We start from the raw sequence: 15,596 nt of genomic DNA on the forward strand, positions 1-15,596 counted from the left end.
CCCTGTTGCCGCCCTCCTCAAGGCCGCGATGGGGATATTAAGACTTCCTTTGCTCGCGTGTGCAAGCTAAATTTGCTCTCGTGTGCAAAATTTATGAGCCAGCCGACAGTTACTCTGTAGAGTGGAGCTGCCGTCCAAGAGGCGCTATAGAAACGGTGACCGGACAGCCACGCTGCCCGATCGCGTAACAAGGACCAGAGCATGAGTAACGACGTCCCGACGACCCCAGAGGCCAGCACCGCTTACGGCAGCTATGTGACCGCCGATGACGTGGCCCGCGCAGCGGGTGTCTCGCGCTGGACGGTCAATCGTGCCTTCCGCAAAGATGCCTCGATTTCCGCCAAGGCCCGCGAGAAGGTGATGCAGGCCGCAGCCGATCTGGGCTATATCCCCGATCTGCGTGCAGCAGGTCTGGCCTCGGCGCGCTCCGTCTCGGCGCGCTCCAATCTGGTTGCGCTTCTGATCGACGATTTTGCCAATCCCCACAAACTGGTAATGCTGGAGCATCTGACCCGCGCGCTGCGTCAGGGCGGATGGGATATCTTGCTGGTGAACACGCTCGATACCGATGATACTGCGCCGGCCTTGCGCCATGCCAGCCAGCGCCGAGTCGATGCGACGATCCTGATCGGCATCCAGTTCCGTGACGAAATCCTTGATCAGGTCCATCAGGGTGGGCGCCAGCCCAAACTGATCGTCTTCGCACGGACCTCGCAGGTGGACGGCGTGATCTCGATCGCGGTGGATGATCAGGCCGCGACCCGCTGCATCGCCGAATATGTCACCCAGAGAGGCTTCCGGAGGCCCTTCTATCTGGCAGGGCCGCGGACCTTCTCGGCGCATCTTCTGCGCAAGGAAACCTTCATGGAGTATTGGGTGCAGAAGCATGAGCACACGCCGGAAACCGCCTGGATCGGTGCCTATGATTCGCAAAAAGCCGAATCGCTGATCCGCGAGAGCCTGCGCGGACGGGCGGCGGGGGCCTTGCCCGATGTCATCGTCTGCGAGAATGACGCGCTTGCTTTGGGGGCGATTGATGCCATCCGGCACGACCTGAAACTGCGCGTGCCCGAGGATATCGCGGTGATCGGCTTCGACGATGTGCCACAGGCGGCAGGCGCCAATTACCGGCTGACCACCTATCGCCAGCCACTGGCCGAGATGGCCGCCTATCTCGTCGAGGTGCTCGAGGCGCAGGAACCGATGCAAAGCCGGATGTTTCTGGGCGAGCTGGTCGCCCGCGAGACCGCATAAGCCCCGATTTCAGATCCGGCCGTCCGCGCGTGCCTCCAGCGCCACCCGCATCTCGGCCACTTCACCCTCGCCGAACCCCCGCAGGCAGAGCCGCTCGACAGGGCTCAGCTCACACCAGAACCGCTTGAGGACCATATCCCTCTCGGCACGCGGCGCGTTTTCCATCCGCAGGTCGTAGATCCTCTCGGCGGCGTCCAGAAGTCGCAAATGTAGCGCCGCCAGAAGCGCGCCGAAGGCTGCCTGACCGCTGGCCGAATTGCGCAACCGCAAGATCGCGCCCTCGCCGATGGTCATGGTCTGCGCGAGCCCCCAGCCTAGCATATCGGCGGCCCGATGCGGCTTGACGGGCAGATGGCCGGTCAGACCGTAGGTCAACTCCAGCACACGCCGTTCATCGGCGGGCATCGACAGCACTACCCTGGCACAGGCCCGCTCGAGCGGGTCGTCGGCTTCGTCAAGCCGTCCGCGCCGCGGCACGAGGCTCTGTGGCACGGGCCCCTGTGGCGCATGACGGCGCGCCTCACGCGAAGGACGCGGCTGCAGGGTCCTGCGCACGAGACCATCGACTTTCGAGAGAATATATTCCGCCAGCACCGATTACCCTTTCACAACCTAACCGGATTTGAAGGTAGCGCGTCCGCGCCGGTTTTCCCCTTGCAAATAAGGCAAACCGGCCATGCATCTTTGCGGGCAGACCAGGCGGCAAGCACTCTGCGCGCCAACCCGCCATACTCCCTTTGGTGCATATGCCTTTGCGCGCGATCGCGTCATCGTCCTCCCCACGCCGCCCCTTCCAATAACGCGGCACCATCAACAACGGGGATGAACTATGAAAAAAACCAATCTGACCATCGCGGCTCTGGCCTTCGGCGCCGCCTCCGCCCATGGCGCGCTGGCCGAAGACACCGTGAATGTCGGTGTTCTGCAATCGCTCTCGGGCACGATGGCAATCTCGGAAGTCACCGTGAAAAACGCCGAAGTCATGGCGATTGACGAGATCAATGCCGCAGGCGGCGTGATGGGCCACCAGATCAAGGCGGTTGTCGAGGATGGCGCCTCCGACCCCGCGATCTTCGCGCAAAAAGCCACCAAGCTGATCGAGAATGACGATGTCGTCACCGTTTTCGGCGGCTGGACCTCGGCCTCGCGCAAGGCGATGCTGCCGGTCTTCGAGCGCACGGGGAACCTGCTGTGGTATCCGGTCCAGTTCGAGGGTAACGAATGCTCGGCCAATATCATGTATTCGGGCGCCCAGCCCAACCAGCAGATCCTGCCCGCCTATGAATGGGCCAAGGCCGAAGGCGACAAGAGCTTCTTCCTCGTCGGTTCGGATTACGTCTTCCCGCGCACGGCCAACCTGATCGTGAAGAAACATATCGAGAAAGACGGCCTGACCATGGCGGGCGAGGAATATGTGCCCCTCGGCGGCACCGATTTCTCCGCTGTGGTCGCCAAGATCCGCGCGGCCAAGCCCGATATCATCCTCAACACGCTCAATGGCGATTCAAACGTGTCCTTCTTCAAGCAGCTCGCCGCCTCGGGCATCACGCTGGAAGATACGCCGGTCATGAGCTTCTCGATCGCCGAGCAGGAAGCGCAAGCAATGGGCACCTCGCTGGTGGCAGGTTCCTATGCCGCATGGAACTATTTCGAGACCCTGCCGGGCGATGCGAACGCGAAATTCGTCGAGGCCTACCGCGCGAAATATGGCGCCGATGCCGCGATCACCGATCCGATGCTGCATGGCTATCTTGATGTCTATGCCTGGAAAGCAGCCGTTGAAAAGGCCGGCAGCTTCGAGACCGATGCCGTGCGCAAAGCCGCTGTCGACCTCGATGTGGCAACGCCTATGGGCGATGTGGCCTTCGCGCCCAACCAGTCGCTGACCCAGACCGCCTATGTCGGCAAGCTCGACGAGAACGGCAAATTCGACATCGTCTGGAAATCCGAAGGTGAAATCACCCCCGAGCCCTATGACGCTCTCACCTTCCCGGGCAAATCCTGCGACCTGAGCGCAACCAACTGATCCCCCGACTGGCCCCCGGATCGCACCGGGGGCCGATTTCTTTCCCGCGAAGGAGAAAACCCATGTTGGACACCGCACTTGTTGTCGGGCAGATCTTCAACGGTTTCAGTGTTGCCTCGCTCTTTGTTCTCGCCGCTCTCGGTCTCGCGCTCAGCTTCGGGCTGATGCGGGTGATCAATATGGCGCATGGCGAGATGCTGATGCTGGGCGGCTATCTGGCCTATCTCACCTATCTGATCGTGCCGGGTCCGCTGGCGATCCTCGTCGCGATGCCGGTGGCCTTCCTCGGCGCGGCACTTCTGGGCGGCATCATGGAGCTGACCGTAGTGCGCAAACTCTCGGCGCGCCCGCTTGATACGCTTCTGGCCACATGGGGGGTCAGCCTCATCCTGCAACAGGCGGCGCGCTCGATCTTCGGCCCCATCGGAGTGGGGGTCACCGCGCCCGACTGGCTCAATACCGGCTTCATGCTGGCAGGTGTCTATTTCCCCTCCACCCGGATCTTCATCCTTCTGGTGGCGGTTCTGGTGCTAATGGCGCTGGGACTTCTCATCGCGCGCACCCGGCTGGGTCTTCTGGTCCGCGCGGTCAATCAGGACCGCATGATGGCAAGCGCCTCGGGCATCAATGTCCGCCGCGTCGATCTGGCCGTCTTCTGCCTCGGCACGGGCATCGCGGGGCTTGCGGGCGTGGTGCTCTCGCTTCTCGGACCCGTCACCCCCTCGGTCGGCCAGAGCTATATCATCCCCGCTTTCCTCGTGGTGGTCATGGGCGGGCTTGGCTCGATGGTGGGCACAACGATTGCCGCCATTATCCTCGGCCTCGTCTCGGCGATCAGCCAGATCTTCCTCGATGTCTCGATGAGCCAAGTGCTGATGCTGCTGGCCGTGATCATCTTCCTGCAATTCCGCCCGCAAGGCGTGGTGGCCACCCGCTCGCGCGCTCTGGAGGACTGATATGACTGCAATTCACCGCTATGGCTGGATCGCCGTGCTGGCACTGGCCGTTCTCGCTCCCTCCTTCGTGTCTTCCTACGACCTCAATCTGCTGGGCCGTTTCCTCGCCATGGGCATCCTTGCCATCGGCATCGTGCTGATCTGGGGCGAGGCCGGTATCCTCACGCTCGGACAAGGCGTATTCTTCGGACTGGGCGGCTATTCCATCGCCATGTATATGAAACTGGCCTCGCTGCCCGCGGGCAGCCTGCCCGATTTCATGGAATGGTCGGGCGTGATGGAGCTTCCCTGGTGGTGGGTACCCTTTGCCAACCCCGCCTTTGCCATCGCCGCCATCATCGTAATCCCGACGGCTTTCGCGGCCCTCTTCTCGTGGCTCGTCTTCCGCCGCCGAATCGTGGGGGTCTATTTCGCCCTCATCACACAGGCCGTGGCGCTGACCTTTGCCACGCTGCTGACCAGCCAGCAAAGCACGACAGGCGGCTATAACGGGCTCACCGGCTTCACCGAGATCTTCGGCTTGCAACTGGGCACTCCGGAGGCCAACCGCATCCTCTATTTCGTCACACTGGCGCTTCTGGTCGTAGTCTTCGCCTTTACCAAATGGCTGACCGGCTCGCGCTACGGCACGCTTTTGCGCGCCACACGCGATGGCGAGAACCGCGTGCGCTTCTTGGGCTATAACACAACCCCCTACAAGGTCGTGGCCTTCGCATTCGCAGGCATGTTCGCATCGATTGCAGGGGCACTCTTTACGCTCCATGCCGGTGTGGTCTCGCCCGCATTCGTAGGCGTGGTGCCCTCGATCGAGATGGTGGTCTGGGTCGCGGTCGGCGGCCGCCACAGCCTCTGGGGCGCAGTCCTTGGCGCACTGGTGGTCAACCTTGCCAAGGACGTGATCTCCTCGGCCATGCCGGAAGCGTGGCTCTATGTGCTGGGCCTCGTCTTCATCCTGACGGTCATGTTCCTGCCCAATGGTATCGCCGGTCTGATCGAGGAGCTGATCGAGAAATCCCGTAACCGCCGCACCCCCGAGGCCGAATTGGTGGAGGATGTGAAATGAACGCCTATAGCCCAGTGACCCCCGATCCCTATATCCTGAAACTCGATGGTATCACGGTGGATTTCGACGGGTTCAAAGCCATCGACAATTTCTCGATGACGCTCGAACGCGGCCAGCTGCGGGTGCTGATCGGCCCCAATGGCGCGGGCAAATCCACGCTCTGCGACACGATCATCGGGCGGGTGCAATCGGCCTCGGGAACGGTGACCTTCAACGGCGCCAATATCACCAACCTGCCCGAATTCGAAATCGTCCGCCGTGGCATCTGCCGTAAATTCCAGACACCGGGGGTGCTGCCCTCGCTCACCGTGCGCGACAACCTGCTCGTCTCGGCACGCAAGGATCGCCGCTGGTGGAAGGGCTTCGGCCATGGCGCCAAGCGCGAGGAGGCCCGGCAGGTTGATGATCTGCTGGAGAAGATCGGCCTGACCGACAGGGCAGACACCTATGCCCGCGATCTGGCCCATGGCGAGAAGCAATGGCTCGAGATCGGGATGGTGGTGGCCACGGGAGCCGAGCTGCTTCTGCTCGACGAGCCCACCGCCGGCATGGGGCCCAACGAGACCTCGAAGACGGCCAAGCTCATCCATTCGCTTCTGGGCGATCATGCGGTTCTGGTCATCGACCATGATATGGCCTTTGTCGAGGAACTTGGCGCCAAGGTCACCGTGATGCATCAGGGCAAATTCCTCAAACAGGGCTCGGTCGCCGAGGTGCGTGCCGATGCCGAGGTCGCTGCCGTCTATCTTGGCCGCGCAAAGGAGTAAGCCCATGGACAGCCTGTTGAAAATGGAGCGCGTCGGCGCAGGTTACGGCCAGAGCCCCGTGCTGTTCGATATCGACCTTGATGTAGAGCGCGGCGGTGCGCTCGCCCTGATCGGGCGCAATGGCGTAGGCAAGACCACCCTTTTGCGCACCATCATGGGCGTTCAGAAAGCCACTAGGGGCCGCATCACTCTGGACGGGGCGGATGTCACCTCGACCAAACCGCATGAGCGCTCGCGCGCGGGCATCGGCTTTGTGCCGCAGGGCCGCCATGTTTTCCCGCATCTGAGCGTAGAGGAAAACCTGCTCTCCGGGCTCTCGGCTCTGGCGGGGCGCGGCAAGGGGCTGATTGGCCGGGGCATCCCCGATCATATCTTCGATCTCTTCCCCAAGCTCGACCAGATCCGCCATCGTAAGGCGGGGGTTCTGTCGGGCGGCGAGCAACAGCAGCTGGCGATCGGTCGGGCGCTCTGTGGCCAGCCGAAACTCCTGCTGCTCGACGAGCCCACTGAAGGCATCCAGCCCAATGTGGTCCAGCAGATCGAGGAGGCCCTGCGCCGCGTGCGCAGCGAGCTGGGGGTGACCATCATCATCGTCGAGCAATATCTCGATTTCGCATGGTCCTTTGCCGATGAGTATTGCGTGCTGCAACGTGGGCGGCAGGTCCGTCAGGGACGCACGGCAGAGGATACCGCCGCCGAAGTCGCGCATCTGGTCAATGTGTGATTTGTGACAATTTGGCCGAGCGGCCTATCCCTGCTCGGCCAGCACCTGCACCGCCATTGCCGCGGCAGTGGCCCGATTTTCAACGGATAATTTGGCATAGATCTGCAACAGATGCTTTTTGACGGTGGCGACCGAATTCCCCAGAATGTCGGCAATGTCCTGATTGGATTTTCCTGCGGCGACCCAGACAAGCACCTCCGCCTCGCGCTGGGTCAGCGGAAACCGGTGGCGCAGGATCTCCTCACGTAGACCCGGACGGTCTTCGGTCACGCGGAACAGATATTCGCCCTCGCGCACCGGATTGAGATAATGGAACCCGATCTCCGCCTCGCCCAGAGGCACCACCGCACTCGCTCCTGCCTGACGGGTCAGTGACAGAAGCTGCCCCACCAACGCATCGGTCAGCATCAACTGCCCGCCGTGGAACAGCCCACCCAAGAGCTCCTCGGCGCGTGGCGTGGTCCACAAGATCCGCCCGCCCGCATCAATCGCCATCAACGACCGGCCCGTGGCATCCAGCGCCGCCCGCGCGCCTTCGGCCAGACGCGCATTGGACAGATGCACGCGGATACGAGCGATCAGCTCCTCCAGCTTTATCGGCTTTGTGACATAATCGACCCCGCCCGCCGCCAATCCCGCCACCACATGTTCGGTATCTGACAGTCCGGTCATGAAGATGACGGGGATATTCTCGCGTCCCGGTGTCTGCTTGATGGTCCGCGTGGTGGTGAACCCGTCAAGACCCGGCATCACTGCATCCATCAAGATCACATGCGGCGCGATCTTGGCCAAAAGGTCCAGCGCCGCCTGACCGGAGGTCGCGACCAGCACCGTCATCCCCTCACGCTCCAGCGTGTCGGTCAGAAGCCCCAGTGTCTGCGGGGTGTCATCCACGATCAGGACGATATCCTCACTCATCGCCTATCTCCTCCAGCAGAGCCCGCAGCTCCTGTGCCAGCCGTGGCAGCTCGAACCCCTGCGCCAGCTGCATCCAATGCGCCACCGATCCGGCCGGGCGGCCCTCCAGAATATCCAGAACCCCGCGCCGGTGACCGATCTCCGCAGCCGCCAGCAAGCGTTCGAGCATCTCGCGCGGGATTTTTACCTGCGCCGCAGGCGGGCGGGCGGGTTGCGCCTCACGCCAGCGAAGGTCCAGAAGACGCCCGATCTCGGCCACGACCGCATCGAGATCGACCGGTTTGGGCAGGAAAGCGTCATGCACCCCCGCGCCCTCGGCATGGCTGTCATGAGCATTACCCGACAGCATCACGATCCTCATCTCTGACGAGAGCGCCCGCAACTTTCCGGCCAGCTCCCAGCCCGTCATGACCGGCATGGTGATGTCGAGAAGCGCCAGATCGGGGCGCAGCGAGGGCGCAAGGCGCAACGCCTCGGCCCCGTTCTGCGCCACCACGACCTGAAAGCCCAAAGGCGCAAGGATGCGGCGCAGGAGGGCCAGATGATCGGCATCGTCATCGACCAGCAACAGCCGTTTGCGTGGTCCCTCATAGCCCGCAATAGCCTGCGCCTGCCCCTGTGGTCCGCCCGATGCCTCGAACATCAGCAGCTGCAGGAACATGCGCGTGCCCTCGGCTGGCGCACTTTCGACGCGCAACTGTCCGCCCATGATCTCGACAAGAAGCTTGGTGATCGTGAGGCCCAGCCCCGTGCCCGGCACCAGATCGGCACGGGTGCCGCGATCGAACGGATCGAAGATACGGCCAAGATCCTCGGGCGCGATCCCCATGCCGGTATCGAACACCTCGACCTCGAGGATATGGCTGCGATAGCGCAGGCGCATCCCCACTTGCCCGGCTTCGGTGAATTTCACCGCATTGGAGAGCAGATTGATCAGCACCTGTCGCAGCCGCTTGCGGTCCACCAGAACCTGTCGCGGCAGCCAGCCCTGGCGGTCATAGACAAACTCGAGCCCCTTCGCCTCGGCCTGGAAACGGAAGATCTCGGCCAGCTGGTCCAGTAGCTCGGGAAGCGCCACGCGGTCGCGCGCCAGCACGAGCGTGCCGCTCTCGACACGGGAAATATCCTGCAACCCGTCCACCAGATCGCCCAGATGCTCGGCCGAGCGGCGGATCACGCCCACCGCCGAAGGCGCGGCCGAGATATCGCGCTCCATCAGCTGGGCATAGCCGTAGATCGCATTGAGCGGCGAGCGGATCTCATGGCTCAGCCCCGTAAGAAACCGCGATTTGGCAAAGTTTGCGGCCTCGGCCACCTCGCGGGCCTTGCGCGCCTCGGCCTCGGCCTCCTCGCGGGCCGAGACCTCGCGGCGCAGATCCTCGGCCTGACGCTCGAATTCATCCTCGACCTGCCGGCGGTTCTCATGGGCCAGCACGAAGAACCACGCCATCAACCCCGACAGGATCGCCAGCGCGACGAAGATGACCCAGAAGGCGGTGCCCACGGCCTGTGCGGGGATCTCTTCCATATCGCGGGTCACCTGATGGCGCACGGCTCCCAGAAGCCCCGCCATGGTCAGGATGAAGACCAGCCCCAGCCCCGCCACCTGCCCGATCCGCGCCCGCCTGCGCGCCGAGAGACGTGCGGGCAACAACCGCTGCGACAGGGTGCGGATCTGCTGCGAGAGCCGTGCATCGGGCTTGCACAGATCGCGGCAGCGCCCCTCGAGCGAGCAGCACAGCGAGCAGATCGGCACGCCGTAAGCCGGACATTGGGCCATGTCCTCGGGATCGAAGCGGTTGGCGCAGATGCCGCATTGGCACAGCCCCTCCGCATCGGCAGGCGTCTGCGACTGGCGCGCGATATAGAACCGCCCGCCCGTGGCATAGGCCAGACAGGGCGCGGCCAGAAACGCGACCAGCAGCCCGACCGGCACACAGAAGGCCTGCGCCATCTCGCCCGCGAGCCCCGTCAGACACAGGATCGAGACCAGCACCGACAGCGCCATTGCCCCGCAGCCTACGGGATTGATGTCGTAAAGATGGGCGCGCTTGAACTCGATCAGCTTTGGTGAGAGCCCCAGCGGCTTGGCAATCGCCAGATCGCCCGCCACGGCCCCGAGCCAGCCCACCGCCAGAATACCGTAGAGATCGAGGATACTCTCGAGCGCCCCGAACACGCCCAATTCCATGAGCATCAGCGCAAGGGCGGTGTTAAAGACCAGCCAGACCACACGACCCGGATGGTTATGGGTAAGGCGCGAGAAGAAATTCGACCAAGCGATAGAGCCCGCATAGGCATTGGTCACATTGATCTTTACCTGCGCGACACAGACGAAAACCCCCATCACAACCAGCGCGATCAGCGGATTTCCGAAGACGGTGCGGAAGGCCAGATCGAAGGCCACAGCAGGCTGGGCGGCCAGATCGGGCGGGACACCCGCGCGGATCGCCATGACCGTCAGCCACGAGCCGAGCGCGATCTTGGCGCCCGCGATCAGCACCCAGCCGGGCCCTGCAAGCCCCAGCGCCAGACGCCTGCGCCAGCCATCGCGTTCGGGCAGGAAGCGCAGATAGTCGACCTGTTCGCCGATCTGCGGCAGGAGCGACAGCAACAGAGAGATCCCTGCCCCGATCTGGATCAGATCGAATCCCGAGGCAGACCCGCCAAAGCCCAGCCATGCGCCCGCACCGGGCGCGGTTCCCCCCTGCCCTGCCATGACAAGCACGAGGAGCGGTGCGATCTGGAACACCAGCCAAACCGGCTGGCTCAGCCGTTGCATTTTGGAGATCCTTCGGATCCCGAAAGCCGCAATCGGCAGCACCACCAGCGCCGAGACCAGATGCCCCAGCCAGAGCGGCACCCCGAGCGCCAGATTGAGCGCCACCGACATGATCGAGGCCTCGATGGCAAAGAGCACAAAGGTGAAAGACGCATAGACCAGAGAGGTGATGGTCGAGCCGATATAGCCAAAGCCTGCCCCCCGCGTGAGCAGGTCGATATCGAGCCCCGAGCGCGCCGCATTGCGGGTAATCGGCCAACCGATCAGCAGGGCCAGCACGATCAACCCGCCGATGGCTGCCAGCGTATCGCGTGTGCCATGCGCCAGCGTCAGCGAGCCGCCGATGGCCTCGCAGGCCAGAAAGGCCAGTGCTCCGACAGCGGTATGGGCCACGCGGGACGGTGTCAGCCGCGCCCTGCGCGCGGTGAAGCGCAGCGCGAAATCCTCCAGCGTCTCGTTGGCCGCCCATTGGTTGTAGTCGCGGCGCTCGGGCGCGATGAACTGGTGCCGCAAGAAAGCCTTCCTTTCCGGTCTCTGTCTCCGGTTAGGATAGCAGGTGCCGCCCGCGCAAGCCCTAGCCGCAAAAACCGCCCGAAAAACCGGCCTTTGCCCAGAAACTTGGCGGTCCAAATGGAAACCGGGGCCATTGGCCCCGGTCCGGTGTCAGGCTTTTGCCGCTTTGGCAGGTTTCGAGGGCATCTCGATATTGATCTCGAGGCTCTCGATATCGTCACCGCGTTCCATGCGGATATCGACTTCCTCATCGGCCACTTCGACATATTTGCGGATCACCGCAATGATGTCGCGTTGCAGCTGGGGCAGATAATCCCCGCCCGAGGAATTGCTGCCGCGTTCATGCGCCAGCAGGATCTGCAGGCGCTCCTTGGCAGCATTGGCGGTCTGCTTCTTGCGGGGTTTGAGAGAGAATCCGAATAAGCTCATGCCGTCCGTCCGAAGATACGGCCCAACAGACCCGGTTTCTTCTCTCCTTCGATTTTCATTTCGACCTTCTCGCCCAGCAGGCGCGCCACGGCATCCTCATAGGCACGGCCTGCCGAGGACGGATCATCCAGCGTCACCGGCGTGCCCACATTCGAGGCGCGCAGGACGGCAGGGCTTTCGGGCACGATCCCCAGAAGCGGCACGGCCAGAATCTCCAGCACGTCTTCGACGGTCATCATCTCGCCCTTGTCGATCCGGGCCTGATCATGACGGGTCAGCAGCACCTGCGCCTTCACGCCGGTGCCATCTTTCTCGGCCCGCTGGGTCTTCGACGCCAGAAGGCCCAGAACGCGGTCACTATCGCGCACCGAGGACACTTCGGGGTTGGTCACGACCACGGCTTCATCAGCGAAATACATCGCCAGCTGCGCACCGCGCTCGATCCCTGCGGGGCTGTCGCAGACGATATAGTCGAATTCCTGCTTCAGCTCGTTGAGAACCGCCTCGACGCCTTCTTGCGTCAGCGCATCCTTGTCGCGGGTCTGCGAGGTCGGCAGGATCTGCAGCGTCTCGACGCGCTTGTCCTTGATCAGCGCCTGTTTCAGGCGCGCATCGCCCTGAATAACGTTGATAAAATCGAAGACCACACGGCGTTCGCAGCCCATGATCATATCGAGGTTGCGCAGGCCCACATCGAAATCGATGACGACGGTCTTGTGACCGCGCTTGGCAAGCCCTGCCGAAATCGCCGCAGCGGAGGTCGTCTTGCCGACGCCCCCCTTACCGGAGGTGATGACGATCACCCGACCGAGCGGCGGCTTTTCCTTCAGCTCTTCCTTGGCCTTATCTGTGGTTTGGGTGCTCATGCAAAGCTCTCCATGCAAAGTCTGTCATCTTCGAGCCATGCCTGCACAGCACGATGGCGCAGGTCGTCTCCGATGGTTTCACTGGTACGGTATAGGCCCGCCACGGCCAGAAGTTCGGCATCCAGATCGCGGCAGAAGATCCGGCAGCTCTCGTCGCCGAACACCCCTGCCATCGCACGTCCGCGCAGCGCGCCATAGACGTGGATATTGCCCGCCGCCACCAGCTCGGCGCCCGAGGCGACCGATCCCAGCACGATCAGGTCGCCATGTTCTGCCACGATCTGCTGGCCCGAACGGACGGGATTGCGGATGGTCATGGTCTGCGCGCCACTGCTGCGCTGTTCGGCCTCGGCCTCCGCCTGTTGCTCGGCAGGCTCCTCGGCGGTGGCATTCCTGCCTAGCTGGTGGGCGCCGTTGCGACCCTTGGGGTTGAGCGGCTTGCGCGGCTCGTGCACGGGGCCGTCGCGCCCCGAGATCACGGGAATCAGGCCAAGCTGGTCTGCGGTGTCGAGCTGCACCTTGCTGGCATTCTGCACGCCAAAGACCGACAGGTTGCGCGCCCGCATGTGGCGCACGAGGTCTTGAATATCGGTGGGGTTGGCAAAGCCCGGTACATCGGCGAAATCGATCACCATGGGCGAGCCGACCAGAAGCTGCGGCGTTTTCTCGAGCTGCTGGTCAAGGGCGGCATAAAAAGCCTCGTCCGGCGTATCGGATTCCATACGCAGCGCAATCGCGGTCAGGAACCTGCCGCGGAAATGGAAGGGCCGTGCCTGCGCTACGGCCTGTGCTGCGGGCCCCTCGGCCCGACTACGGATATCGTCTTTCGCCACGACGAAACTGCTCCTCATTTATCAGGGCGTGATTTTAGAGCTTCGACTCGGATATCGCCCATATTGATGTTTGTCCCCCTCATGACACTATGGACAGGGGTCTGTGAAGCTTGACGCTACGGATTGCGCGGGTTCCTGCCACCCTTTGGCCGGATTATCCGATGAAGACCTGCTGATGCAGGCGCGTATAACGCATGCCCTTGCGGAATGTGAAGTAAATTCCGGCACTGGCGATCAAATGCCGTTACAGCTATTCTGCAAGTGCAAACACGGAGGAGCCCTATGACCGATCTTGCGGCAATTTCAGGCGGAATCGATCTGGGCGGCACCAAGATCGAGGCCCGTCTCTTCGGTCCGGGCTACCAGAGCATCGACAGTCTGCGCATCCCGACCCCGCGCGGCAGTTTCGACAGCTTTCTGCGCGCGCTCGCCAAGCAGATCCACTGGCTCGAGGCGCAATCGGGGCGCGGGGGCAAGCTGCCCATCGGCATCGGCCTCCCGGGCATCATCAATGGCGAGACGGGCGAGGCGATGGCCGCCAATATCCCGATCACCGGTGTGGACCTGCCTGCCGCGCTCACACGGACCTTCGGGCGCGCGCTACCGCTGATCAATGACGGGCAGGCTTTCGCCCTGTCCGAGGCGCATGGCGGCGCGGGTCTCGGGGCGCAATCGGTTCTGGGGCTCATCATGGGCACGGGGATTGGCGCGGGCCATGTGCTCGGCGGCGCGCCCCCCTACCGGCGCAACATCGCGGGGATCGAAGCGGGGCATCTCGGGATCCCGGCCCATCTGCTGGCGCGGGTCGATCTGCCCCTGCGCTCCTGCGGCTGCGGCAAGAAAGGCTGCTTCGAGACCTATCTCTCCGGCCCCGGCCTCAGCGAGATCTGCCGGCTCAAACTCGGCCACCCGATCGCGCCGAAGGATCTCGGGCAGGCGGCGGAGGCGGGCGATCCGGCCGCGCAGAGCGTGCTCCAGATCTGGGCCGAGCTGATGGCAGAGCTGCTCCTGACCCTGCAAATCACCCTTGATCCCGATTGCATCATCCTTGGCGGCGGACTGTCGCAGCTGCCCGATGTCACCCGCCATCTGACGCGCGCCTTTGCCACGCGCAGACTGGGCCCGATGGCCCTGCCCGTCTTGCGGCTGGCCGCCCATGGGGATAGTTCGGGCGCACGCGGCGCCGCCATTCTGGCCGTGCAGCAAGCGGCAAGAGGATAGCGTCATGATCATCATCGCCAAGCGTGGCTGGGTTGCGGGACAGTTCTGCGGGCCGCTACGGCTGGAGGTGGAAAACGGGCGGCTCCTCGGCTGGCGCACGGCCGCGGGCGCGCGCGGCGATCTGGAGGTTGCCTTTGCCGGCCCTGCCCTGACCGATCTGCAGGTCAATGGCGCGGGCGGGGTGATGTTGAACTCGCAACCCGATGCCTCGGGGATCGCGACCATCATCGACACGCTGCGCGCCCGTGGCACCGGCTGGGCCATGCCTACACTCATCACCTGCGAACCCGAGCGCCTGACCCGCGCCACCGATGCCGCGATCGAAGCCTTCGGGATGGACGGGTTTATCGGGCTCCATATCGAGGGCCCGCATATCAACCCCGCCAAGCGCGGCACCCATCAGGCAGGGTTCATCCGACCCTTCGACGAGCGGACAATGACGGATCTGCGGCGCCTGCGCGCAAAAGGCATTCCGGTGATGCTGACGCTTGCCCCCGAATGCGTGGATCTGTCGGTGATTGCGGAACTGGCCGAGATGGGCGTAGTGGTGTCAGGCGGGCATACGATGGCCGATGCGTCACGGACGCAGGCTGCCCTCGCGGCGGGTCTGCGCTGCTTTACCCATCTTTACAACGCCATGCCCGCCATGGGCTCGCGTAGCCCGAACCTCTTGGGCGCAGCGATCGCCTCGGACGCCTATGCGGGCATCATCCTCGACGGGCATCATGTCGATTACACCATGGCCGCGATCGCCTGCCGTGCGCGGCCCGAAACGGGGCGGATGTTCATGATCTCCGATGCAATGGCGACCATCGGCGGGCCGGAGCATTTCGAGCTCTACGGCCAGACGATCCATCTGGAAAACGGCGCGCTGGTCAATGCCGAAGGGGCGCTTGCAGGCGCGCATACCGATCTGGCGCATTGCCTTTACAATGCCGTGCACCACATGGGCCTCTCTCCCGAGACCGCCTACGAGATGGCAGCCCTCGTGCCGCGCGATGCCATGCGCCTGCCCCGCCCCGATCTTGCAGCGGGCATGGCGATGGCGGAAGTGATCCTCCTTGATGACGCCTGTTGCCGCGTGGTCCCCTGACCCGCGGCACCCCGCAGGAGAATCGGCGCGGCCGCTGCACATCCCCGTCCACCGGCGTGACCACCCGTGATCTCTACACACCGCGCATCATATCCCATAAATAATTGTAATATATATTATATTTTTTTAAAACTCCTCCCGTGGAAAGATG

The 15,596-nt window shown here is 63.4% G+C and carries 14 protein-coding genes; 8 read left to right on the top strand and 6 right to left on the bottom strand.

Annotated features, from left to right (window positions below):
- The first annotated feature begins 201 nt into the window (after positions 1-201).
- A complete protein-coding gene (locus ABEB22_RS17775; protein ID WP_349295159.1) occupies positions 202-1,254 on the top strand; it encodes a LacI family DNA-binding transcriptional regulator in 1,053 nt (350 codons plus the stop codon).
- A 9-nt stretch (positions 1,255-1,263) separates the two neighbouring features.
- Here ABEB22_RS17775 and ABEB22_RS17780 read toward each other — a convergent pair whose 3' ends face one another.
- Positions 1,264-1,848, bottom strand: coding sequence for a hypothetical protein (locus ABEB22_RS17780; protein ID WP_349295160.1), 585 nt, complete (start codon positions 1,846-1,848; stop codon positions 1,264-1,266).
- 235 nt (positions 1,849-2,083) lie between these two features.
- Here ABEB22_RS17780 and urtA point away from each other — a divergent pair, with 235 nt between their 5' ends.
- The 5 genes from urtA to urtE all read left to right on the top strand — a co-directional run bounded on the left by urtA (position 2,084) and on the right by urtE (position 6,790).
- Positions 2,084-3,280, top strand: a complete 1,197-nt coding sequence (gene urtA, locus ABEB22_RS17785; protein WP_349295161.1) for an urea ABC transporter substrate-binding protein — start codon at positions 2,084-2,086, stop codon at positions 3,278-3,280.
- 62 nt (positions 3,281-3,342) lie between these two features.
- Positions 3,343-4,236 (top strand): urea ABC transporter permease subunit UrtB, encoded by an 894-nt coding sequence (gene urtB / locus ABEB22_RS17790; RefSeq protein WP_349295162.1) that lies wholly within the window; start codon positions 3,343-3,345, stop codon positions 4,234-4,236.
- Position 4,237: 1 nt separating this feature from the next.
- Positions 4,238-5,299, top strand: a complete 1,062-nt coding sequence (gene urtC / locus ABEB22_RS17795) for an urea ABC transporter permease subunit UrtC (protein WP_349295163.1) — start codon at positions 4,238-4,240, stop codon at positions 5,297-5,299.
- Positions 5,296-6,066 (top strand): urea ABC transporter ATP-binding protein UrtD, encoded by a 771-nt coding sequence (gene urtD / locus ABEB22_RS17800; RefSeq protein ID WP_349295164.1) that lies wholly within the window; start codon positions 5,296-5,298, stop codon positions 6,064-6,066. Before urtC ends, urtD begins: the two co-directional genes overlap by 4 nt.
- Positions 6,067-6,070: 4 nt before the next feature.
- A complete protein-coding gene (urtE, locus tag ABEB22_RS17805; RefSeq protein WP_339115265.1) occupies positions 6,071-6,790 on the top strand; it encodes an urea ABC transporter ATP-binding subunit UrtE in 720 nt (239 codons plus the stop codon).
- A 24-nt stretch (positions 6,791-6,814) separates the two neighbouring features.
- Here the strand turns inward: urtE and ABEB22_RS17810 are convergent, their stop codons facing one another.
- The 5 genes from ABEB22_RS17810 to minC all read right to left on the bottom strand — a co-directional run bounded on the left by ABEB22_RS17810 (position 6,815) and on the right by minC (position 13,131).
- Positions 6,815-7,708: a DNA-binding response regulator gene (locus ABEB22_RS17810; RefSeq protein ID WP_349295165.1), complete on the bottom strand. Its 894-nt coding sequence runs from the start codon at positions 7,706-7,708 to the stop codon at positions 6,815-6,817.
- Positions 7,701-11,003: an ATP-binding protein gene (locus tag ABEB22_RS17815; protein ID WP_349295166.1), complete on the bottom strand. Its 3,303-nt coding sequence runs from the start codon at positions 11,001-11,003 to the stop codon at positions 7,701-7,703. Before ABEB22_RS17815 ends, ABEB22_RS17810 begins: the two co-directional genes overlap by 8 nt.
- Before the next feature lie 150 nt (positions 11,004-11,153).
- Entirely contained in the window at positions 11,154-11,432 is a 279-nt protein-coding gene (minE, locus tag ABEB22_RS17820; protein WP_339115268.1) for a cell division topological specificity factor MinE, read from the bottom strand.
- Positions 11,429-12,298 (bottom strand): septum site-determining protein MinD, encoded by an 870-nt coding sequence (gene minD, locus ABEB22_RS17825; RefSeq protein WP_339115269.1) that lies wholly within the window; start codon positions 12,296-12,298, stop codon positions 11,429-11,431. The genes minE and minD overlap by 4 nt, the downstream gene beginning before the upstream one ends.
- Entirely contained in the window at positions 12,295-13,131 is an 837-nt protein-coding gene (gene minC, locus ABEB22_RS17830) for a septum site-determining protein MinC (protein WP_339115270.1), read from the bottom strand. Before minC ends, minD begins: the two co-directional genes overlap by 4 nt.
- 282 nt (positions 13,132-13,413) lie before the next feature.
- Here minC and ABEB22_RS17835 point away from each other — a divergent pair, with 282 nt between their 5' ends.
- Positions 13,414-14,352, top strand: a complete 939-nt coding sequence (locus tag ABEB22_RS17835; RefSeq protein ID WP_349295168.1) for an ROK family protein — start codon at positions 13,414-13,416, stop codon at positions 14,350-14,352.
- 4 nt (positions 14,353-14,356) lie between these two features.
- Positions 14,357-15,445, top strand: a complete 1,089-nt coding sequence (locus ABEB22_RS17840) for an N-acetylglucosamine-6-phosphate deacetylase (protein WP_349295169.1) — start codon at positions 14,357-14,359, stop codon at positions 15,443-15,445.
- Positions 15,446-15,596 lie beyond the last annotated feature (151 nt).

The sequence above is a fragment of the Thioclava sp. 'Guangxiensis' genome (genome assembly GCF_045348365.1).
GTDB lineage: Bacteria > Pseudomonadota > Alphaproteobacteria > Rhodobacterales > Rhodobacteraceae > Thioclava > Thioclava kandeliae.